This is a genomic window from Bacillus sp. 220_BSPC, assembly GCF_001054655.1.
In the GTDB taxonomy this organism is placed as follows: Bacteria; Bacillota; Bacilli; order Bacillales; family DSM-1321; genus Peribacillus; species Peribacillus frigoritolerans.
This window is the reverse complement of sequence record NZ_JVPL01000203.1, coordinates 1-22833: the sequence shown is the minus strand read 5'-3', so window position 1 is coordinate 22833 and position 22833 is coordinate 1. Positions and strand designations below refer to the sequence as shown.

Here is a 22833-nt window from a genome sequence, read left to right as displayed (position 1 = left end):
GGACTTTTCTCTCTTCAAACTTGCCTCCCGATTCAATCTCTTCATATAACTTGTACTTATATGATTTTGATTCGCATAATCTTTTAGTAATTGTCCTGTGATTAAGTAGAACATCTTCAGATTCGTTATTATCCCTTGAGATTCGATTATAGATGGCTACTGTTTTAATTAGCATGTTATGAACTCCTAAAGAATAGTATGGTATTAAGATTAACTTATATCATAGCTACAGTCTGTAAGTAATCTCATACATTGAGATGAAAGGGGGTTCTTTTTTATGGCACGCAATTGGGGAAAAAAAGTGAAACAGCTTATGACCAAAACAATGGACCTTCCGCAAGATGTCATGATGGACCTGCCGCGAATTACAATGATCGGACAATTACATATTTATATTGAAAACCATCGTGGCCTATTGGCTTTTACAGACAGCGAAGTACGATTGATGCTGAAAAATGGGCAGTTGCTGATAAAGGGAAATGCCTTTGTCATAAAGACGATTTTGCCGGAAGAAATCATGCTCGAAGGCAAAATTGACAAGGTTTATTTTATCAATGAATGATCCCGGGAGGTCTCCATGAAAAACCAATGGACAAACTATTATACAGGCTATGTAAAGGTGAAGGCTTATGGAAAAGGTGCAGAACGGTTAATTAATATGCTGACGAGAAGGGGGCTTCATATCTGGGAAGTGAAGCGTGTCGGAAGTGAAGCCCTGATTTTCCATATGGATATCAGGGATATCCCCAAACTACGTCAGGTCATGCGTAAGAGTGATTGTAAAGTAAAGTTCATGCAGGGAAAGGGTTTCCCTTTCCTGATGAAGAGAGTCATGAAAAACAGCGGGTTTTTAGCGGGGATGATCGCTTTCCTGCTATGTATATTTGTACTTTCCAATATGGTATGGGGCATCGAGGTTCAAGATGCCAAACCGGCAACCGAGCATGCCATCCGGAAAGAATTGGACAAGATGGGCGTGAAGATCGGTAAAGTGCAATTCTTCGTTGATGATGTGGATACGATTCAGCGTAAGCTGTCGGACCGGATTGGTGCATTGACATGGGTGGGGGTCGAGCTAAAGGGAACGACATATCATTTTCGGGTTGTGGAAAAACGGCAGCCTAAAGAGGTCGAGAAAACATCTCCACAGAATTTGGTAGCATCAAAAAAAGCGATCATCGCTGATATGTTCGTTGAAAAAGGACAATCTATTGTTAATGTGAATGATTATGTAGGAAAAGGACAACTTCTTGTTTCAGGATTGATTGGTAAAGAGGATAAACAGGAAATTGTATCCGCAAAGGGAGTAATAAAAGGGAAAACGTGGTATAAAGCGAAAGTGGAAGTTCCGTTAAAAACCAAGTTTTCTGTTTTTAACGGAGATGAAACGAGCAAGCACTTTTTGAAAATGGGGGGCTTTTCCCTTCCGGTGTGGGGCTTCAAGGATCCGGGATATGAAAAACAGGAAAAGGAAACGACAGTGAGGCCTTTTCACTTTCTTCAATGGGAACTGCCGATTTCTTATAAACAAGTGACCTTAAGGAGCAAGGAAGATATTGTACGAAGCTATACGGAGAAAGAAGCGGTGGAGGAAGGCAGGAAAATGGCTAAAGCGGAATTAAACAAACATTTAGACGAGGAAGATGAAATCATCGAAGAAAAAATTTTGCACGAAAGCATGGAGAATGGTAAAGTTAAATTGTCTATACATTACCAAGTTATTGAAGATATAGCGATTGGACAGCCAATCATTCAAGGAGACTAACGAATGGCAGATGATGTGAAAGTAATTAAGCTCGAAATCGAATCACCCAATGAAGCGATCGCGTTATTGGGCAATGGGGATTCAAATGTAAAAGTGCTTGAAGAGGAACTTGGCATTTCCGTCATAACCCGAGGTGAAGCGGTGAGTGTTGCCGGGGATATCGAGCGGGTAACGATGGGGGAAGAGATCCTCAAGGCATTATTGACTGTAGTCAGAAAAGGAATTGCAATCAGTTCCAGAGATGTGCTTTATGCAATTGAATTGGCAAGAAAAGGCACATTGGAGTATTTCGGTGAATTATATGATGAGGAAATCGCTAAAACGGCTAAGGGGAAATCCATTAAAGTCAAAACAATCGGGCAGAGATACTATATCCAGGCAATTAAGAAACAGGATCTTGTATTTGGAATTGGGCCTGCCGGAACCGGGAAGACCTATCTTGCTGTAGTGATGGCCATCAATGCTTTGAAAAATGGACATGTTAAACGGATCATCCTGACACGGCCTGCCGTCGAAGCAGGGGAGAGCCTTGGTTTTCTGCCTGGTGATCTGAAGGAAAAGGTAGATCCTTATCTAAGGCCGCTGTATGACGCTCTCCATGACCTCCTGGGGATGGAACAGACGCAAAGGATGATAGAGCGCGGAACGATCGAAATAGCTCCCCTGGCTTATATGAGGGGCCGTACGCTTGAAGATGCCTTTGTCATATTGGATGAAGCCCAGAATACGACGGAAGCCCAAATGAAGATGTTCTTGACCAGGCTTGGTTTCGGATCGAAAATGGTCATTACGGGAGACCGGACCCAGATTGACCTTCCAAAAGGCATGAAGTCAGGTCTTGTCCGGGTAGAAGAGATATTGAAGAATGTTAAAGGCCTTTCCTTTGTTTATTTTGAACAAAGTGATGTAGTAAGGCATCCGCTTGTCGCTAAAATCATTACTGCTTACGAGCAGGCGAAGTCATAAGAAAAAATCCGCCATTTCAATCGGCGGATTTTTCGTGATGTGTCTAAATGACGAACTTTATGGTGAAAAAGTGGATATGAAATGACAGAACCTTTACATTTATCAATACGAAGGTGAAAATTCATATGAAAACTGTTATGATTTTACATATCTAGAATAATAAACATCATTTTTTTTTAGGAGGACCTTCCTTGAATCGTATCCAGAAATTCTTCACTCAAATAAAAGGGCTGTTGGTCCATCGTTTTTTTCAAGTGCTTTTGTTCATCATACTTGGTTTGTTTGCGTATGGTTTAATGTTCTCCAATGTGAAGCCGGAAAGGGTTCAGGTAGAGCTTTTTAAGCCTGCGGAACAAACGATCCGATCAACCAAAACTGTGGAAGATACCTATAAGACGGAACAGGAAAAAGAAGAGATTTCAAAACAGGTGGCGGATGTTTATTCTTTAAAAAAAGAATATGCCAAAAATAAAGTCGATCTGATTTCATCCATTTTCGATTCAGCGATTGAGGTGAATAAGGAAACGGACCCCGATGAAGATCATAATGAAGATGGGGATAAAAAAGAGACCGTAAAGACGGATGCTCAAAAAGTTTCGATATTAAAAGAAAAATTGACTGATGAAGTGAATAAGAATATCGAGGAATCCGTTTTCCTTGCATTAGTGCAGGCGGATGAAGATGAGTTGAAAATAGCGAAGGATTCGACCATTACGGCAGTGAATAATGTGATGAGCTCCCGAATCGCTGCAAGTGACGTCGAAAATGCCAAGAAAAAGGTTGTAGAGGAATTAGGGTATATGAGCATTAGCGGCGATATGAAAAAAGCCTCCACTTCCCTTGCGCGTACGGCAATCATTCAGAATGTATTTTTCGATAAGGACAAAACCGAGGAACAGCGAAGGAAAGCGGTTGAAAGCGTGGAGCCGATCAGGATCCTTCAAGGTCAGATCATCGTTGAAGAAAATCAGTTAGTGGACAGGGATGTATATAGGCAGCTTGAACTGGCAGGCTTCTTAAATACGGAGTCTACCATTTACCCGTATATCGGCCTGCTGTTATTCATATTCCTGACTTTTGCCGCTTTTTATTACTATTTCTACTATTCCGTTTCCAAAAAGGATAACAAGTACAATCAGTTATTGATCTTCAGTCTTGTCTTTATCCTTTCAATGGCTACCATGAAAACGGTCAGCATTCTGGCAGACCTGAAAAACTCGAACTTGGAATACATTTTTCCGGGTGCCATGGCGGCGATGCTCATCAAGATATTATTGAATGATAGGTTAGCGGTAGCGATGATCATATTGTTAGGTTCGTATGGTACGATTATATTTAATGGTGATACACCTGGAAATCTGGATTTCTCGATGGGGCTTTATATCATTTTCGGGGGATTGACGGCAATCATCATCCTATCCAGGCCAAATTTCAAATCAAAGGTGCTGGTAGCGGGGCTGCTATTGTCTTTAATCAATATGGCATTTGTTTTTTCGCTCATCTTTATTATGGACAGCCATTATACTAGAATGGAGTACTTGTATTATGCTTCTGCTGCCATAGGTTCTGGAGTCGGTGCAGCCGTTTTGACAATGGGCCTGTTACCGTTTTTCGAGGCTGGTTTCGGGATTTTATCATCGATTAAGCTTATCGAGCTCGCGAATCCCAATCATCCGTTATTGCGGAAGATCTTGATTGAGGCTCCGGGGACATATCATCATAGTGTAATGGTCGCCAATTTGGCGGAATCGGCTTGTGAAGCCATCGGCTCGAATGGTTTGCTGGCAAGGGTCGGCAGTTATTATCATGATATCGGTAAAACGAAGCGGCCGCACTTCTTCATCGAAAATCAGATGAGTGAAGAGAACCCGCATGATCGGCTTCAGCCGGAAACGAGCAGGGATATCATCATTTCCCATGCTGTAGATGGCGGGGAGATGCTGCGCAGTCACAAATTCCCGAAGGAGATTGTGGATATTGCAGAGCAGCATCATGGGACCACATTATTGAAATTTTTCTACCATAAGGCAAAAAAACAGGATGAGGCCACACTCGAGGCGGCCTATCGATATCCCGGGCCGAGGGCGTTAATGAAGGAAGTGGCCGTCATCGGCATAGCCGATAGTGTGGAAGCTGCAGTGAGATCGATGAAGCACCCAACTCCGGAGAAGATTGAAGAGCTGGTAAGTTTCATCATTCAGGACAGGATTTCTGATGGTCAATTTGATGAATGTGACATTACTATGAGAGAATTAAGTATCGTGAAGCATTCCTTATGTGAATCGCTGAATGGTATCTTCCACTCCAGGATTGAATATCCGGAGCCGGATAAATTAGGACAGAAGGTGAAAGAATGATTTTAGCTATCGATTTAATGGATGAAACGAATGAAGTAACGGAGGAAGCTCAGCAGCTTGTTGAAAGCATTCTTCAATTTGCGGCAAGAAAAGAAAACATTGAAAAAGACACCGAGCTGTCTGTTACATTTGTAGACAATGATAGGATTCGGGAAATCAATAAAGAATATCGTCATAAAGATTCAGCTACAGATGTCATTTCTTTTGCGCTTGAAGAAATGGGAGAAGATGAAGTGGAAATTGTCGGAGCGGAAATGCCCCGCATGTTAGGGGATATCATCATTTCCATTGAACGCACGAAAGAACAAGCTGAAGAATATGGTCATTCATTTGACCGGGAACTTGGATTTTTAGCACTGCATGGTTTTCTTCATTTATTGGGATTCGACCACATGAATGAAGAAGATGAAAAAGTGATGTTCACAAAACAAAAGGAGATCTTGGAAGAATATGGACTTTCAAGAGAAGGATAAAAAAAAGTATCCTTTATTAAAAAGTTTCTCTTTTGCCTGTCAGGGAATTTTGGAGGCTGTTCGGACTGAACGCAATATCAAGATTCATTTCGCGTTAACGGCAATCGTCGTATTCTTTGGTTGGCACTTCTCATTGAATGGGATGGAGTGGCTTTTCATTTTGGCGGCCATAGCCGGTATGATTACGTTGGAGCTCGTTAATTCCGCGATTGAAAGGGTAGTGGACCTGGTAACGGACCAAATCCATCCGCTTGCCAAGCAGGCAAAAGATATTGCAGCCGGAGCTGTATTCATATATGCTATATTTTCTATAATAGTTGGATTGATTATCTTTTTGCCTAAGGTTGGCCTGTAGGTTGCCGAAATGGTACTCAATTTGAAAGGAAGATGTGAATTGAATACAAAAGAATTGATTGAGGAAGCTAAAAAAGCAAGGGATAAAGCTTATGTGCCTTACTCCAAGTTTAAGGTGGGGGCAGCCCTTTTAACCGCTGATGGAAAGGTCTATCATGGTTGTAATATAGAAAATGCTGCATACAGCATGTGTAATTGCGCCGAAAGGACAGCTTTATTCAGCGCTTATGCCCATGACGATAAAAAATTCACCAAACTTGCAGTCGTGGCGGATACCGATGGTCCCGTCGCTCCATGCGGGGCATGCAGGCAGGTTATTTCAGAACTGTGCGAAAAGGATATGCCGGTCGTTTTGACCAACTTACATGGGGATATAAAAGAACTAACAGTACAGGAATTGCTTCCAGGAGCTTTTTCACCGGAGGATTTAAATGGATAAACTATTTGACGATACACAAGTAAAAGGTTACAAATCAGGTTTCATTTCAATAATTGGACGACCTAATGTAGGAAAAAGTACATTTCTGAATCGGGTCATCGGTCAAAAGATCGCCATTATGAGTGATAAACCGCAAACCACAAGAAATAAGGTCCAGGGTGTACTTACGCAAAACGATTCACAAATGATTTTCATCGATACACCCGGCATTCATAAACCAAAGCATAAGCTTGGCGACTTCATGATGAAAGTGGCAACGAATACATTGAAGGAAGTCGATTTGATTCTCTTCATGATCAATGCGACTGAAGGATACGGACGCGGGGACGAGTTCATCATCGAAAAACTTCAATCCGTAAAAACGCCTGTTTTCCTGGTCGTAAACAAAATCGATGCGATGCATCCAGATGATTTACTTCCGATCATTGAAAAATACCAACAGCTTTACCCTTTTGCGGCAGTCGTTCCGATTTCTGCGCTTGAAGGGAATAATGTTGATACACTGCTTGAACAAATCAAAGAGCATCTGCCTGAAGGTCCCCAGTTTTATCCAGCTGACCAAGTGACCGACCACCCGGAACGTTTTATCATTTCCGAATTGGTCCGCGAGAAGGTACTGCACCTGACAAGGGAAGAAATTCCACATTCAGTGGCTGTTGTCATCGATTCCATTAAAAAAATGGACAACAGCGACACCATCAATGTCATGGCGACGATCGTTGTCGAACGTGATTCACAAAAAGGCATTGTCATCGGAAAGCAAGGGAAAATGCTTAAAGAAGTCGGCAGCCGTGCCAGGGTAGATATCGAAAACCTATTGGGTTCTAAAGTCTTCTTGGAACTGTGGGTCAAGGTACAGAAGGATTGGCGTAACAAAGCAAGCCAGCTTCGCGATTACGGCTTCAATGAAAGCGAGTATTAATTAACAAAATTTACGCGTCATGAAAGTTAGGAAAACGGTCAAGCTAATCATATGGTCGGATATTCATATTGCTAGTAAAAATGAAAGGTGGGCTTTATATGTTGGATTTTACCTGGGAATTATTCACTGAAACAGGTAATGTGGACACCTATTTGCTGTTTAAGGAGATAGAAGTCGAAAGACAGGAAAGACACTTGGGATTGAATGATGAGCTAGCAGAAATTGATTTTCCTGTTTCATAGGTTAGCCTTGGCGAGCATGGGTGGTGTCTTGGTATGCTCCAAAAATGTGAGGGCATTGTCATAAGGCGAACTGCATATGGAGAAAATAACAAAATCATTACTATATATACCCGTGAGCTAGGGAAAATTGGCGTCATGGCGAGAGGGGCCAGTAAACCTAACAGCAGGCTTTCAGCCGTCACACAGCTTTTTTGCTCCGGGTATTTTCTTGTAACCACATCAACCGGACTCGGCAGTCTTCAGCAAGGCGAAATGGTCGATTCACTCCGTTTCATAAGGGAGGATCTTTTTGCCACCGCTTATGCTTCATATATTGTTGAATTGCTTGATAAAAGCGTCGAGGATAAGAAACCGAATCCATATTTGTATGAATTGCTTTCGCAAACTTTGCATTACATAAACGAGGAATATGACGCGGAGGTTTTGACATTCATTTTTGAAATGAAGATGCTGCCCGTCAATGGGATTAACCCAGTGCTGAATCAGTGTGCAGTATGTGGTGAAACGGAAGGGGAATTCTCCTTCTCGCTTCGGGAAGCGGGCTTTATCTGTCACCGCTGTCTGGGGAAAGACCCATATCATTATAAAATTTCACCTGCAGCCGTCAAATTGCTTCGGATTTTTTATTATTTCGATTTATCAAGGCTCGGAAACATTTCCGTCAAGCCTGAAACGAAAAAAGAACTGCGGAAGATCATCGATGCATATTATGAGGAATATTCCGGTCTGCATTTGAAATCAAAAAAGTTCCTGAAACAGATGGATACGATGAAAGATATGTTTTAGGTTCTGACCTATTGACATTCCATGCTAGTTTGTATAAAATTCTAATCATCAAAATAAGAAGATTGCGTTGATGGAAAAGAGTATCTGTCATTCTCCATAAAAAGCGAACCCGGGACGGTGGAAGCCGGGATATGGATTTACAGGGAAGGGCGTTCCGGAGCATGTTGCTTTGAAAAGAGGCCGTTTTGTAAACGGCAATTAGGGTGGAACCGCGGGTATACTCTCGTCCCTATGCATTTCGCATAGGGACGGGAGTTTTTTGTTTGCCAAAATGTAATGGGTTCCGACCTTTAATCTTAATAAGAGCCGTTTAAATAACCTGGAGGTGTACGATGAATATTCAAAATATGATTTTAACGTTACAAAAGCATTGGTCTGAACAAGGCTGCATATTGATGAATGCTTATGATGTCGAGAAAGGGGCAGGAACAATGAGCCCATACACGTTCCTGAGAGCCATTGGACCGGAGCCTTGGAGCGTTGCTTACGTAGAGCCTTCCCGCCGTCCTGCTGACGGTCGTTATGGTGAGAACCCTAATCGACTGTATCAGCATCATCAGTTCCAAGTGATCATGAAGCCGTCGCCTGACAATATCCAAGAGTTGTATTTGGATTCATTACGCGCTTTAGGGATAAATCCGCTTGAGCATGATATTCGCTTTGTCGAGGACAACTGGGAAAATCCATCACTAGGGTGTGCCGGTCTTGGTTGGGAAGTGTGGCTTGATGGAATGGAAATCACGCAATTTACATATTTCCAACAAGTGGGCGGCCTTGAGTGTAAGCCGGTTTCCGTGGAAATTACATACGGGATCGAACGTCTCGCCTCTTACATTCAAGATAAGGAGAACGTATTTGACCTAGAATGGACAGATGGATTCACTGTTCGGGATATATTTGGTCAGCCGGAATACGAACATTCGAAATATACGTTCGAAACCTCCGACCTTGATATGCTGTTTCAGCTTTTCACGATGTATGAAAAGGAAGCGCATCGACAAATGGAAGAAGGACTTGTACATCCTGCATATGATTATGTTTTGAAATGTTCCCATACATTTAACCTTTTGGATGCCAAAGGTGCCATCTCGGTGACGGAAAGAACGGGTTATATTGCCCGGTGCCGTAACTTAGCGCGTAAGGTTGCCAAAACCTTCTATGAAGAGCGGGAAAAATTAGGCTTCCCGATCCTGAAAGTGAAAGGGGAGAATACAAATGAGCAAGCGTGATTTGTTATTGGAGATTGGATTGGAAGAGCTGCCTGCCCGTTTTGTGACAGCATCAATGAAACAGTTGTCAGATAAAGTGCAGCAATGGCTAACGGAAAAAGCGATAGAATTCGGGACGGTTGAAGCTTTTTCCACACCAAGACGTTTGGCCGTATTGGTGAAGGACGTGGAAGAATCCCAAAAGGATATCGAAGAAGAGGCAAAAGGTCCGGCCAAAAAAATCGCGTTGGACAGCGAAGGCAACTGGTCTAAAGCAGCATTGGGATTCGTCAGGGGTCAAGGCATGACTTCAGAGGACATTTATTTTAAAGAACTCAAGGGTGTGGAATATGTCCATGTGAATAAATTCATAAAAGGACAGCAGACCGTTCAGCTTTTATCTGAGCTTGCTGAAATCATCAGCGGCATGACGTTCCCCAAAAATATGCGCTGGGCCAATCAGGAGCTCCGCTTCGTCCGTCCGATTAAATGGCTGATTGCCTTATTTGGCAATGAAATAGTGCCATTCAGCATTGCTGATGTGGAAACGGGCCGTGAAACAAAAGGACATCGTTTCTTAGGCAATAGCGCCATCATCGAGCAGCCGCAACGGTACGAAGATACGCTGAATGAACAATTTGTAATGGCAGATCCAGATAAACGCCGGCAAGTTATATTGGATCAGATTAAAGAGCTTGAGCAGGAGAAAGGCTGGATCATCCCTGTCGATGAAGATCTGCTTGAAGAGGTAAATAATTTGGTAGAGTATCCAACGGTGTTATTTGGACATTTTGAAGAAGAATTCCTTGAGCTTCCTGCTGAGGTACTAATCACATCAATGAAGGAACACCAACGTTATTTCCCAGTTAAAGATCAGGAAGGGAACCTGCTTGCTTACTTTGTAACCGTGCGCAACGGCGATGACCGCCATTTGGATAAGGTTTCTAAAGGTAATGAAAAAGTATTGCGTGCCCGCTTATCGGATGCAGCATTTTTCTATAAAGAAGATCAGAAAAAAGAGATTTCGGATGCTTTGAAAAAGCTTGACAGCATCGTTTATCATGAAGAAATCGGTACATTGGCCGAGAAAACTGCCCGGGTAACTGAAGTGACCGGTGCTCTTGCGGATGCTTTGAATTTAAAGGCGGAAAAAGAAATGGCGCTTCGTACAGCGGCAATTGCCAAGTTCGATTTGGTAAGTAATATGGTTTATGAATTCCCTGAATTGCAAGGGTATATGGGTGAAAAATATGCTCTCTTAAAAGGGGAAGCCAAAGAAGTGGCCGCAGCTATCAATGAACATTATATGCCAAGGCATGCGGATGATGATGTACCGCCTTCAGTCATTGGCGCGGTTGTGAGTTTGGCTGAAAAAATTGATACTTTGTCTTCGTTCTTCGCTATTGGCGTCATTCCGACAGGTTCCCAGGATCCTTACGCATTAAGAAGGCAGGCGAGCGGTGTCGTCCAAATTCTAGCTGAGAAGAAATGGAATATTTCATTAGAGGAGCTTATTGTTTTAGGTCTTAAAGGACCGGAATCAAAAGGTATCTTAAAACGTGATCTTGAAGAAGTTAAAACGGACATGTTCACATTCTTTAAAGCTCGTGTCAAACACATGCTTCAAGAACAGCAAATCCGTTACGATTTGATTGACGCAGTTTTGTTCAATGAAATCGGTTATATCCACTCAATCGTGGAACGTGCACATGTATTGGATGCGAAGAAAGAAGAAGCAGGCTTTAAGGAAAGCCTGGAAGCTTTAAGCCGGGTCATGAACATTGCCGTAAAATGTGACAATCAGGTGACAGTCGACCCTGCTGCCTTTGAAAATGATCAAGAAAATGCGTTATATGTAAAATATCAAAAAGTGGCAATGCGTTATATGGAATCTAAAGATGAGAATGAGCGGTTTGAAGAGCTTGTTTCGCTTCAATCGGAAATAGAGTCATATTTCGAGAATACAATGGTCATGGCAGAGGATGAAGCAATCCGCAACAACCGTTTATCCCTAATGAAGGAAATCAGTGATTTGGTTGCAGGTTTTGCTGCCATGAATAAAATCATCCTTACATGATCGAAAGGGTGTATGGTATCGGAAACCCTTTGAATATGGGTTTCCGATTTCTTAAAAAGATAAATGGTCAATAAATAGGACAAAAATGCCCTAATTAAATTATTTAGTATATAATTATTAAATGAATAACTTTTGTTACTTTACTCTGCGAAAGCAGTGGGGTGGTGATTATAATCCAATTGAATAAGCGTCAGGAACAAATTTTACAAATTGTAAAAGAAAATGGACCGATTACTGGAGAACATATTGCGGATAGATTGAACCTTACCAGGGCGACACTTCGCCCGGATTTAGCGATTCTAACGATGGCAGGTTTTCTTGATGCCCGGCCCAGAGTGGGGTATTTCTATACAGGCAGGTCAGGGACACAGCTTTTGACAGATAGCCTTAACCATCTTTATGTACGGGACTACCAATCGATACCTGTCGTCGTTGACGAGGGCATTTCCGTATACGATGCAATCGTCATGATGTTTTTAGAAGATGTCGGAACAATGTTCGTCGTCGATAAGCATGCATTGCTTGTTGGTGTCTTATCAAGGAAAGACTTATTGCGTGCGAGTATTGGGAAACAAGAGCTTAACTCCATTCCAGTCAATATCATCATGACTAGGATGCCCAATATTACAATGTGTTCAAAAGAAGACCTTTTGATTGATGTTGCCAAAAAACTGATTGATAAACAAATCGACTCATTACCGGTCGTCAAAGACACAGAAAAGGGCTATGAAGTAATTGGAAGGATTACAAAAACCAATATTACGAAAGCATTCGTAGCTTTGGCTGATGAAGGCTATTAGGGGGCTTGCAAAAGGAATGACGGAGAATATGAACGGTTCTATTATATATGTTGTATCGGATTCAGTAGGGGAAACAGCGGAATTGGTCACAAAAGCCGCTGCAAGCCAGTTCTCGGGATCTGCTTTTTCAATAAAGAGAATTCCGTATATTGAAGATGAACAAAACGTGGATGAAGTGATATCACTGGCTAAGTTGGACGGGGCTATCATTGCTTATACTCTGGTGAAGCCAGCTATTAGAGCGTATATGAAAGCACAGGTCGAAAAAGAAAACCTGGCTGCTTATGACATTTTAGGGCCGCTCATGGACATCCTTCAGGAAAGGGCGCCAAAAGGGCCGCTTAATGAACCTGGTCTGGTAAGAAAGCTGGATGATGACTATTTCAAGCGTGTGGAAGCCATTGAATTTGCTGTAAAATATGATGATGGACGTGACCCTCGCGGCATTTTACGCGCAGATATCGTCCTTGTGGGTGTTTCACGCACTTCCAAAACGCCATTATCACAATATTTAGCACACAAACGCTATAAAGTGGCGAACGTACCTTTAGTGCCTGAAGTGGAACCGCCAGAAGAGCTGTTCCTGGTACCTCCTGAAAAATGCATTGGTTTAAAGATCAGCCCGGAAAAGCTGAACCATATTCGTAAAGAACGATTAAAGTCTCTTGGGCTCAATGATCATGCCATTTACGCAAATGTGGAGCGCATAAAAGAAGAATTGACATACTTTGATACAATCATATCAAGGTTGAATTGTCCTATCATTGATGTAACCAATAAAGCTGTTGAAGAAACAGCCAATTTGATCATCAATATCCTTCAAAATAAAAACCGTTGATCCCTAAATTAAGGCAAATCAAAATGTGAGCTAGACACTTTATGTGTCAGCTCACATTTTAATGCCAAGGTCAAATAAGGGATTAATAAGAATAAATTCAAAATAATTACATAAAATTCCTCTTAGTTTCCTCGTGCAAATCCATTGATTTGCATGAAAACACATTCGGAATTTAAATGTTGGCATCTTCTAATCAAATAGACTATAATAAAAAATTGTGAGAAAAAAGTAATCTTAAGGTTTAGACTTAATTAATAAGGAATAAACTAAAGGTTAATGAGATGTCAAGGTTTTTATCATAAAAATAATTCGACATGTTCCGTATAATTCAGGAGGGGCTGGTCTTTTTCAAGGCAAATGAGGTGCTTTCACTTGAATAAACAGGTATTCTTTGAAGAATAATGTTTGCTCTTTTAGAGGGAACGCTCTGAATCAATGCTGGAAATTCACCATATCTTCATAAAGTTTAGGGGAGAAAAAGGATTATGCAGAAAGATGTAGAATTAGAAGGTATGAATAATAAACCTACGATACACGTCGATGCCGATGCATGCCCGGTGAAAGACGAAATCCTTCATTGTGCAAGTTTGCACGAAATTGAAGTCTGTTTTGTTGCATCATATAAAAATATGATGAATAACCCTGAAGGTAAATGGGTATATGTCGATGCAGACAAAGAAGCGGCAGATCTTTATATAGTAAACTCAGTAAAAAAGGGTGATATTGTCGTTACTGCAGATATTGGTTTGGCTGGGACACTGCTTCCTAAAAACGTTTATGTCCTTTCGCCAAGGGGAAAAGAATACACGGAAGAGAATATTTTCATGCTCTTGGATATGCGTTATCAGTCGGCTAAACTCCGCAGGCAGGGTAAGCATACGAAAGGGCCAAAAGCATTCACAAAGGAAGATCGTATATGTTTTACTAATAAACTTATGAAAACATTGTCGAACTTTGCAGGGAATTAGGAAACAGTATCGAATAAGAAACTATCACCAATATTGCAAGGTGGAAAAATGATAAATGGCCGTATAGAAGATGAGAAAATTAATCAAATTCGTGAAGCTGTTGACATTGTTGATTTAATTGGGGAGTATGTCCAGCTGAAGAAGCAGGGGCGCAATTACTTTGGCCTATGTCCTTTTCATGGTGAAAACTCGCCCTCGTTTTCCGTTTCAACGGAAAAACAAATCTTTCACTGTTTCGGTTGCGGGGCAGGCGGAAATATTTTTACCTTCTTAATGGATATAGAAGGCTACAGCTTTGTGGAATCTGCAAAAGTTTTAGCTGAAAAAGGAAATGTTCCTTTGGAAGTTGAAATCAATAAGGATTCCAAGCGTTCCAACATGCCGGCAGGCGCTCAGCAAATGATTGAAGCCCATGACCTGCTGAGGAAGTTTTATCATCATCTCCTCGTTAATACGAAAGAGGGGCAGGATGCTCTCGAATATTTACTTAAACGAGGGTTTACTGAAGAGACGATAGAAAAGTTCCAAATTGGCTACTCTTTGGATTCATGGGACTTCGTGTCCAAGTTTCTGTTAAAACGCGGGTTTCCAGCGGAATACATGGAGCAGGCAGGGCTTATTATTTTCAGGGAAAAAGACGAGTCATATTTTGACCGTTTCAGAAATAGAGTCATGTTTCCAATTATGGATCATCAAGGAAATACGATTGCGTTTTCAGGAAGAGCGATGGGGGACGATGAGCCCAAATATTTGAATAGTCCTGAAACGCCAATCTTTAATAAAAGTAAAACTTTATATAATTTCCATCATGCAAGACCACACATACGTAAGAAAGAACAAGCAGTCATTTTTGAAGGCTTTGCCGATTGCATTTCAGCAGTTGGCGCAGGTGTGGAGAATGCGGTCGCTACAATGGGCACTGCCCTGACGGACCAGCATATCCAGCTTTTAAAAAGAAATACTGACCAGATACTTATTTGCTACGATTCGGACTCAGCGGGATTGAACGCTGCCAATCGTGCAGTCAATATGCTACAGGACCATGAGTTTTCCGTGAAAGTCGCTCTCATGCCTGATAACCTGGACCCCGATGACTACATAAAGGAATTCGGTGAAAAAAGCTTTGTTTCTGAAGTAATAGGGGCCAGTTTAACCTACATGGCATTCAAAATGCATTATTTGCGTCGAGGGAAAAATGTAAATAATGAAGGAGATCGAATTCAATATATCGAAGAAGTCCTTAAAGAAATTTCGCGATTGCCCAATGCAGTGGAGAGGGATCATTATCTCCGGCAGCTATCCTCTGAATTTTCCCTTTCATTGGATGCGCTGGAACAGCAGCAGCGTCAGGTGTTCTTTACGGAACGCAAGAAGGGGACATTGCCGCAGCCAGCAGCCCAAAAGAAAATGGCCCTGCAATATGAGCATAAGTTAAAGCCTGCTCACCATAATGCTGAAATGAAGTTGATTGCCCATATGCTGAAAAGCAGGGATATGACTTTCAAAATTCAGCAGTTGCTTGGGCAAACGGTCTTTCATGTAGATGAACATCAGGCAATCATCACCTATTTATATGCGTTCTATGAAGATGGACACGAACCGGATACAAGCTTTTTCCTTACTTATTTACCGGATCCAAACTTGAGAAGGATCGTTTCGGAAATAGAAATGATGTCAGTGAATGAGGAAGTTACCGATAAAGAACTGACCGATTGTATAAATCAAGTGTTGAAATATGAAAAGTTGTTAAAGATAAAAGAAAAACAAGTTGAAGAAAAAGATGCAGTTAGACGAAGTGATTATGTCACTGCTGCACAAATTGCCATGGAAATCATTAAATTGCGTAAAATGTTGTAGTCGTTTAGGTGTAAGTCCTGGAAGGAGGGGAACTAATGGCTGAAAAACCAGCACGTTCCAAACAAGTTGATAATGAATTTAGCCTTGAACAGGTGAAAGAAAAATTACTGGAGCTAGGTAAAAAACGAGGCTCTTTGACTTTAGAAAAAATCGCTGAAATGATTGGCGGTTTTGAGTTGGATTCCGATCAAATGGATGAGTTCTATGAGGTGTTAGCAGAAAACGGCGTCGAAATACTCACTGATGGTGAGGAAGACGAAGATGAAGATGATCCAGATGAGAAGAAACTTGCAAAAGAAGAAGAGTTTGACTTAAATGATTTAAGTGTTCCTCCTGGCGTAAAAATTAATGACCCAGTACGCATGTATTTAAAGGAAATTGGTCGGGTCGACCTTTTATCGGCAGAAGAGGAAATCTCTTTGGCGACGAGAATTGAAGATGGAGATGAAGAAGCGAAACGCCGTTTGGCAGAAGCTAACCTACGTCTTGTTGTCAGTATCGCCAAGCGTTATGTCGGACGCGGAATGCTTTTCCTTGATTTGATTCAGGAAGGTAATATGGGACTTATCAAAGCTGTGGAAAAATTTGATTACCGCAAGGGATTCAAATTCAGTACGTATGCAACATGGTGGATTCGCCAAGCGATAACCCGTGCCATTGCCGACCAAGCAAGAACGATCCGGATACCGGTGCATATGGTGGAAACCATCAATAAATTGATTCGTGTCCAAAGACAGCTTCTTCAGGATTTAGGACGTGAACCTTCACCGGAAGAAATTGCGGAGGATATGGACCTGACTCCCGAAAAAGTTCGTGAAATCTTGAAAATAGCTCAGGAGCCTGTTTCATTGGAAACGCCAATAGGTGAAGAAGACGATTCACATTTAGGTGATTTCATTGAAGATCAGGATGCGACTTCCCCATCGGAGCATGCAGCATATGAACTATTGAAAGAACAGCTTGAAGACGTATTGGATACTCTTACAGACCGTGAAGAGAACGTCTTGAGACTCCGCTTTGGACTTGATGATGGCCGCACCCGTACACTTGAAGAGGTAGGTAAAGTGTTTGGGGTCACCCGCGAGCGTATCCGTCAAATCGAAGCGAAGGCGCTGCGTAAACTGAGACATCCAAGCCGCAGCAAACGCTTGAAAGATTTCCTTGAATAGAATATATGCCCTTAACAGAGCCCTCTTTGAATGCCCAGCGTTCGGGAGCGGCTCTTTTTTTTAATTTCGATGTAAAAATATCCTAATAACAACAATAGTTATCCATTTTTCCAAATAACAGAAACAAATTTACAGACGTTAAAAAGAAGATCATCATGAGGATGTGAGATTCATGGATGAAATGAGAAAGAAAATCATCATTCAAGAAATATACTCCTGGAAAGAAAGTCGTATGCTTCCGGAGCAATATTGTAATTACCTGCTTGCATTATACGGTCAAGGTGAACTTCCGCCATCAAAATCGAATGATGAAACCGCGAGCAAAAAAAACGACCTCTTTTTCGGAATGTTGATTGGAACCAGTTTTGCATTTATTGTATTTTTGAATTATTTTACTGAAATAACCATAAGAATGCAAATGCTTATGACAACAATTTCAATACTTGTCTTTGGGCTGGCAGTCCGCCGCTTAAAAGGCAGGAAGGTCATTTTTCAGATGGCGTTGATGGGGATGGTACTTTCATTGCTTTTATTAACTGTCAGTTTGGCGGAATTCATGGCACCCGGCAAAGCGGGTATCCTTTATATTTTCTTATTCATTAATTGCGGACTCTGGATTTTATTGGGCAATAAGCTGAAGCTGCTCCATTTTTCCATAGCGGGAAGCCTTGGGGCACTGGTCACTCTTTACTTTTTATTAATATAATTCAAGGACATTCCAGCGGTTTTAAATAATGATTTTTGGGTATTATGAAACATATGTAAGAAAAAGTAAAATTGTTTGGAAATATACATAAGTTTTTGACAATTTTAAGAAATTATATAATATCTTCTATTTTTGGGCTTTTACTTGAAACTCTTTTCAAGTAAAATAATATATAGTTGTTTGTATATAATATTAAATATGGTAAGTTTAGGTTCTACATAGGGGAGGAAATACTATGAATCGCAATCCAGTAATGCCTTTTATTATTATCATGGTTTTTGGTATTGGACTTATGTTTTTACTTTCGTTTAAAGGTTTGGGTGATGCCAAAGATCTTGCTAAGGAAAAAGAGGGCGGCGAAAAGACAGAAGAAACAGAAAGTGCCTCAGCATCACCTGAGGACATTTATAAGCAAAACTGTATCTCTTGTCATGGTGACGCCTATCAAGGTGGTGTCGGGCCTGCGCTAAAAGGAGTTGGCGATCGCCTGTCGGTGGACGAGGTTAAAGACGTGATCACTAATGGACGAGGTGCAATGCCGCCAGGTTTAGTCGAAGAACAGAACATTGACGCCATGGCCGAATATATTCATGGACTGAAATAATTCATGAAACTGACTCAAGAAATCGTTGGAAAGCGACCTTTTTGAGTCAGTTTTTCATTTAATTCAGAAAAGGAAGAATCCAGATGGCAGTTTTTCTTTTGCCCATGATAGAAAGGACCCTATTTCTCCTTTCTGTAATTTTTCGATTGAACTTGGTATAATCGAATGGGAAAGTAATTATAGCAAGACATTATTTGAATTAAGAGAGTTGATAAATATGAATCATGAAAAACTATCGATGAGATTAGAACGTGTTGCCATACATATACCAAAAGGAAGCATCCTAGCAGACATAGGATCAGACCATGCTTACTTGCCGTGCTATGCGGTGACTAACGGCTTGTGTGACAGCGCCATAGCAGGTGAGGTTGTAGAAGGACCCTATCAGTCAGCACGCAAGCAAGTGGCAATGACGGGTCTTGGAGACAAGATAGAGGTCCGTAAAGGAGATGGGCTTGAAGTATTGAATCCCGATGAAGCGACATGCATTACGATTGCAGGCATGGGAGGGACTTTAATATCAAGTATATTGGAAAGCGGAAAAGCGAAACTCGGCAAGGCAGACAGGCTAATCCTTCAGCCTAATGTCGGTGCAGCGAATGTTCGCAGCTGGCTAATCGAAAACGGCTGGGAACTTTGTGGAGAGGAGATCCTTGAGGAAGATGGGAAAATCTACGAGATCTTAATTGCCAAAAAAGGAGACCCGCTCCGTCCTTATGGTGTAAACAAGCAAACGGGCCTCACTTTCGGTCCATTCTTAAGAGAGCAATTCAGTGATATTTTCATAAAAAAATGGCAGCTTGAGAAAAAACATTTGGAGAGGATCATCGAACAATTGGATGAAAGCGGAAGAAGCGGACTGGAAACGAAGCGCAATGAGTTAAAATCCCAAATTTCGGTAATCGAGGAGGTGCTTAAAGGTTGAAGACAGTGAATGGTCACAAAATCATTGAGATGTTTGAACAATTCTCCCCAAAGCATTATGCAATGGAGGGAGATCCGATCGGGCTGCATGTCGGGCAGCTAAATAAGCCGATTACTAAAGTGCTGATTGCCCTTGATGTGCTGGAAGAGGTTGTAGACGAAGCGATCGAACATGGCGTGGAATTGATCATCGCCCACCATCCGCTAATTTACAGACCAATGAAAAGGATCGATACAAACACAGCTGGAGGCCGCATCATCGAAAAGCTGATCAAACATGATATCGCTGTTTATGCTGCACATACCAATTTGGATGTTGCTAAGGGCGGAGTGAATGATTTACTTGCCGAAGCGCTTCAATTGCAGGACACAGAGGTATTGATTCCAACCTATGAGACAGCTCTTAAGAAATTGGTCGTATATGTTCCAAAGACCGACGAACAAAAGGTGAGGGAAGCCCTGGGCAAGGCAGGGGCCGGAGCGATCGGGAACTACAGCAATTGTTCGTTTTCTGGGGAAGGTACAGGACGCTTCTTGCCAGGTGAAGGCAGTGAACCGGTTATCGGCTCTAAAGGAAAGCTTGAAGAAGTAGCTGAAATGCGGATTGAAACGATATTCCCGGAAAATATCGAGAAGAAAGTACTAGCTGCGATGATTAAAGCCCATCCATATGAAGAGGTTGCTCACGATATATATAAACTGGAGAATAAAGGGGAGTCACTTGGCTTAGGAAAGATTGGTGTACTTGCCGAAGAAATGACACTTGAACAATTTTCCGAACATGTGAAGCGGACACTCGATGTTGAAAAGGTGCGTGTCGTTGGAGATCTGCAAAGTTCGATAAAAAAAGTGGCCGTTTTGGGCGGAGACGGCAATAAATACTTTACGACAGCAAAATTCAAGGGTGCCGATGTTTACGTTACAGGTGATATGTATTACCATACAGCCCATGACGCGATGATGATTGGATTGAATATCGTCGATCCCGGCCACAATGTTGAAAAGGTGATGAAAAAAGGGGTGGCACGACTCCTTGAAAGAACGTGCCGCGAAAAGAACTACGATGTGGAATTCATTCCATCCAGGCTGAATACAGACCCATTCCGCTTCATTTGATAAACACGAAAAAGGCAGCCCTAGTGGCTGCCTTTGTATTTGTGCAATCATTTCTTCACTTTAATTTTTGGTAAAATTTTATGCAACGGCGTTTTCTTTTCGGTATTCCAAGTCGATTCATCATTTGCTTCATATTGTTCTAGAAATGCGATAACTTCCTTCGTGATCGGCGTTGGTGTAGAAGCCCCCGAAGTGACGGCAACCGTTTCTGCATCTTTTAGCCATTCAAGGTTCAGCTCGGAAATGTCAGCGATTCGATAAGCTCTCGTGCCGGCAATCTCTTGGGACACTTGTGCAAGTCGGTTTGAATTATTACTCTTAGGGTCTCCGACAACGATTAATACATCAGCTTCGCCAGCTTGCTCGGCAACGGCTTCTTGACGAACCTGTGTCGCTAAACAAATTTCCTTATGGACTTCGGCATGTGGAAACTTTTCCTTGACCTTATCCATGATATCCAAAACATCCCATTGGCTCATCGTTGTTTGATTGGTGACGATGATCTTATCACTATTCAAAGTCAAGGCTTCCACATCTTCATCCTTTTGAACCAGGTGAACGACATCGGGAGCAACTCCGACAGCACCCTCAGGTTCCGGATGGCCTTTTTTGCCAATATAAATGATTTGATAGCCTTCCGCTTGTTTTTCCCGAATTAAGTCATGTGTTGCTGTAACATCGGGACATGTTGCATCAAGCGTCACAAGCCCTTTTTTCTCAGCGATCTTCCTGATCTCAGGTGAAACGCCGTGAGCAGTAAAGATGACGGTTCCGCTGTCCACCTGTTCGATGATATCGTTGCGGTTGCTGCCGTCCAACGTGATGATGCCTTCTTCTTCAAACGCATCCGTCACATGTTTGTTATGCACGATCATTCCTAAAATGTAAATGGGACGTGGCAAGGTTTTATCTAAAGCCGCATTTCGGGCGATGACCATGGCATCGACAACGCCATAACAATAGCCGCGCGGGGAAATTTTAATCACTTTCATCTATGTGTCCTCCTTCAAGGCAAGAAACTCTCACTTTTTATACCTTTCTATTATATAAGACCATAGATGATATTACAAAACATCATATTTACATAAAATCAGTTATTGGTAAATTTTTTGTAGCTCTTAAATATAAAGCTTGGGACCTGAGGATCTTTTCCTTTTGGTTTCGGGACGAACTGGGGCGGTGGGGTTAGCTTCTATAGCTTTTTCTTTTTTCGTCGAATCCGTTTTTACCTCACTTTTTTCTTGTGCCCCAACCGCGGGCCCGCTTTCAACGGAAGCTCCCTCGTCCTTGGTCTCATCGGCTGATGATATGCTTCGGAAAACTTTCCACATGGAAGGCAGGTTTTTAATCACTGGTCCGTATTGTTCCACCATAGGCGTGAATTGTTCCGCCGCTTGCAACACCTTTTGCGTGTTGGAAAGCATATTATTAAGGGAATCGGGGTTTTTTAATGTTTCTAAGATACCGCCTCCGCTGCTTCTTGAAGAACTTTGGTTAGTGGAACCCGCTGGCGCAAACAAATTCGGAGAAGCTGCTTTTTGTTTCGACTTACCGAGTATTTTTGACAATAACCCTTCTTTCTTTGCTGGCGGCATTTCCTGCCGCTGCTGTTGGTTGAAAGGGCCGCGGAAACCTTGAGGTCCCTGTGGCATCTGCGGTCTGTTTGGAATCATCGGACGCTGCATCTGCTGATAAGGATGGGGAATTTGCGGTGACTGCCTGAATGGAGCAGGGGGCTGCTGCCTCCTTCGGCCATTGGGTGGCGGAAAACCGGGTCCGGGTTGACGATTTCTATTTGGGAACATAGGTTTCACCTCCTAAGAATATTATATACTGGTGTTATCTTCTATATAAATTATGCAACTCGACAAAAAAGGTTTGAGGAAAGAGTGACTGGGAAGTTGTGAAGTAACCGGAAAGAAGGTAAGATGGTAACGGTAGTCTTTTAGCTCCATGTCTGCGGGGGATACGCTATGACCAGGACAGGGGCTTTTCATTTGCAAGAGTCCATTTTAAGAGAACTAACCTCAGCGCTTGCGCTTTTGTGATTAGAGTGAATGGGGATATCGGAAAAGGTGGATGACATTCCTATTATGGGACAATCCCTATTTTCTTCACGAGCAACCCAGGCGCTTGCGCTTTTTGTGTAATCCAGCTTCAGCGCCTAGCTCGATGTGAAAAAGAGGATTGCCCTCACAAGGCAAAAAGCGCCTTATGGGACAATCCCTATTTTCTTCACGAGCAACCCAGGCGCTTGCGCTT

Annotated in this window: 23 protein-coding genes and 1 other annotated feature; of the genes, 21 read left to right on the top strand and 2 right to left on the bottom strand. The window is 42.1% G+C overall.

Annotated elements, in window-relative coordinates; translation table 11 throughout:
• Window positions 1-277 precede the first annotated feature (277 nt).
• From yqfC to ADA55_RS15940, 21 genes are all read left to right on the top strand, one after another.
• A complete protein-coding gene (yqfC, locus tag ADA55_RS16035; protein WP_034308511.1) occupies window positions 278-562 on the top strand; it encodes a sporulation protein YqfC in 285 nt (94 codons plus the stop codon).
• Window positions 563-577: 15 nt separating this feature from the next.
• Window positions 578-1765, top strand: coding sequence for a sporulation protein YqfD (gene yqfD, locus ADA55_RS16030; RefSeq protein WP_048685714.1), 1188 nt, complete (start codon window positions 578-580; stop codon window positions 1763-1765).
• A gap of 3 nt (window positions 1766-1768) precedes the next feature.
• Window positions 1769-2731, top strand: coding sequence for a PhoH family protein (locus ADA55_RS16025; RefSeq protein ID WP_034308506.1), 963 nt, complete (start codon window positions 1769-1771; stop codon window positions 2729-2731).
• Between the two features lie 191 nt (window positions 2732-2922).
• Window positions 2923-5088 carry an HD family phosphohydrolase gene (locus ADA55_RS16020; protein ID WP_048685713.1) on the top strand — a complete coding sequence of 722 codons (2166 nt, stop codon included), beginning with the start codon at window positions 2923-2925 and terminating at the stop codon, window positions 5086-5088.
• Window positions 5085-5561, top strand: coding sequence for an rRNA maturation RNase YbeY (ybeY, locus tag ADA55_RS16015; protein WP_034308501.1), 477 nt, complete (start codon window positions 5085-5087; stop codon window positions 5559-5561). The genes ADA55_RS16020 and ybeY overlap by 4 nt, the downstream gene beginning before the upstream one ends.
• Window positions 5539-5916: a diacylglycerol kinase family protein gene (locus tag ADA55_RS16010; RefSeq protein WP_048685711.1), complete on the top strand. Its 378-nt coding sequence runs from the start codon at window positions 5539-5541 to the stop codon at window positions 5914-5916. Before ybeY ends, ADA55_RS16010 begins: the two co-directional genes overlap by 23 nt.
• Window positions 5917-5955: 39 nt before the next feature.
• On the top strand, window positions 5956-6354 hold the full coding sequence (locus tag ADA55_RS16005) for a cytidine deaminase (protein WP_048685709.1): 399 nt from the start codon (window positions 5956-5958) through the stop codon (window positions 6352-6354).
• Window positions 6347-7276, top strand: a complete 930-nt coding sequence (era, locus tag ADA55_RS16000; protein ID WP_034308493.1) for a GTPase Era — start codon at window positions 6347-6349, stop codon at window positions 7274-7276. Before ADA55_RS16005 ends, era begins: the two co-directional genes overlap by 8 nt.
• Window positions 7277-7374: 98 nt before the next feature.
• A complete protein-coding gene (locus ADA55_RS27995; RefSeq protein ID WP_065310843.1) occupies window positions 7375-7518 on the top strand; it encodes a YqzL family protein in 144 nt (47 codons plus the stop codon).
• Window positions 7519-7551: 33 nt separating this feature from the next.
• Window positions 7552-8304: a DNA repair protein RecO gene (gene recO, locus ADA55_RS15995; RefSeq protein ID WP_048685708.1), complete on the top strand. Its 753-nt coding sequence runs from the start codon at window positions 7552-7554 to the stop codon at window positions 8302-8304.
• A 58-nt stretch (window positions 8305-8362) separates the two neighbouring features.
• Window positions 8363-8538 (top strand) — a binding site (T-box leader).
• 98 nt (window positions 8539-8636) lie between these two features.
• Window positions 8637-9533 (top strand): glycine--tRNA ligase subunit alpha, encoded by an 897-nt coding sequence (gene glyQ / locus ADA55_RS15990; protein WP_034308488.1) that lies wholly within the window; start codon window positions 8637-8639, stop codon window positions 9531-9533.
• Window positions 9520-11589, top strand: a complete 2070-nt coding sequence (glyS, locus tag ADA55_RS15985) for a glycine--tRNA ligase subunit beta (protein WP_048685706.1) — start codon at window positions 9520-9522, stop codon at window positions 11587-11589. The genes glyQ and glyS overlap by 14 nt, the downstream gene beginning before the upstream one ends.
• A gap of 164 nt (window positions 11590-11753) precedes the next feature.
• Window positions 11754-12389, top strand: coding sequence for a helix-turn-helix transcriptional regulator (locus ADA55_RS15980; RefSeq protein WP_161784850.1), 636 nt, complete (start codon window positions 11754-11756; stop codon window positions 12387-12389).
• A 28-nt stretch (window positions 12390-12417) separates the two neighbouring features.
• A complete protein-coding gene (locus ADA55_RS15975) occupies window positions 12418-13227 on the top strand; it encodes a pyruvate, water dikinase regulatory protein (RefSeq protein WP_048685721.1) in 810 nt (269 codons plus the stop codon).
• Between the two features lie 512 nt (window positions 13228-13739).
• On the top strand, window positions 13740-14195 hold the full coding sequence (locus ADA55_RS15970; protein ID WP_048685719.1) for a YaiI/YqxD family protein: 456 nt from the start codon (window positions 13740-13742) through the stop codon (window positions 14193-14195).
• Between the two features lie 51 nt (window positions 14196-14246).
• Window positions 14247-16052 carry a DNA primase gene (gene dnaG / locus ADA55_RS15965; RefSeq protein WP_105718784.1) on the top strand — a complete coding sequence of 602 codons (1806 nt, stop codon included), beginning with the start codon at window positions 14247-14249 and terminating at the stop codon, window positions 16050-16052.
• A 35-nt stretch (window positions 16053-16087) separates the two neighbouring features.
• The gene (rpoD, locus tag ADA55_RS15960; RefSeq protein WP_034308477.1) at window positions 16088-17221 is read left to right on the top strand and encodes an RNA polymerase sigma factor RpoD; all 1134 of its coding nucleotides are present in this window, start codon (window positions 16088-16090) and stop codon (window positions 17219-17221) included.
• Between the two features lie 172 nt (window positions 17222-17393).
• Complete coding sequence (locus tag ADA55_RS15955) at window positions 17394-17927, top strand: hypothetical protein (RefSeq protein ID WP_048685702.1); 534 nt, start codon at window positions 17394-17396, stop codon at window positions 17925-17927.
• A 235-nt stretch (window positions 17928-18162) separates the two neighbouring features.
• A complete protein-coding gene (gene cccA, locus ADA55_RS15950; protein ID WP_034308472.1) occupies window positions 18163-18531 on the top strand; it encodes a cytochrome c550 in 369 nt (122 codons plus the stop codon).
• A 217-nt stretch (window positions 18532-18748) separates the two neighbouring features.
• Window positions 18749-19456: a tRNA (adenine(22)-N(1))-methyltransferase gene (locus ADA55_RS15945; protein ID WP_048685717.1), complete on the top strand. Its 708-nt coding sequence runs from the start codon at window positions 18749-18751 to the stop codon at window positions 19454-19456.
• Window positions 19453-20571 (top strand): Nif3-like dinuclear metal center hexameric protein, encoded by a 1119-nt coding sequence (locus ADA55_RS15940; protein ID WP_048685700.1) that lies wholly within the window; start codon window positions 19453-19455, stop codon window positions 20569-20571. The genes ADA55_RS15945 and ADA55_RS15940 overlap by 4 nt, the downstream gene beginning before the upstream one ends.
• A gap of 47 nt (window positions 20572-20618) precedes the next feature.
• Here the strand turns inward: ADA55_RS15940 and ADA55_RS15935 are convergent, their stop codons facing one another.
• Window positions 20619-21563 carry a 4-hydroxy-3-methylbut-2-enyl diphosphate reductase gene (locus ADA55_RS15935; protein WP_048685698.1) on the bottom strand — a complete coding sequence of 315 codons (945 nt, stop codon included), beginning with the start codon at window positions 21561-21563 and terminating at the stop codon, window positions 20619-20621.
• 126 nt (window positions 21564-21689) lie between these two features.
• Window positions 21690-22376, bottom strand: a complete 687-nt coding sequence (gene vrrA / locus ADA55_RS15930; protein ID WP_048685696.1) for a VrrA/YqfQ family protein — start codon at window positions 22374-22376, stop codon at window positions 21690-21692.
• Window positions 22377-22833: the final 457 nt, after the last annotated feature.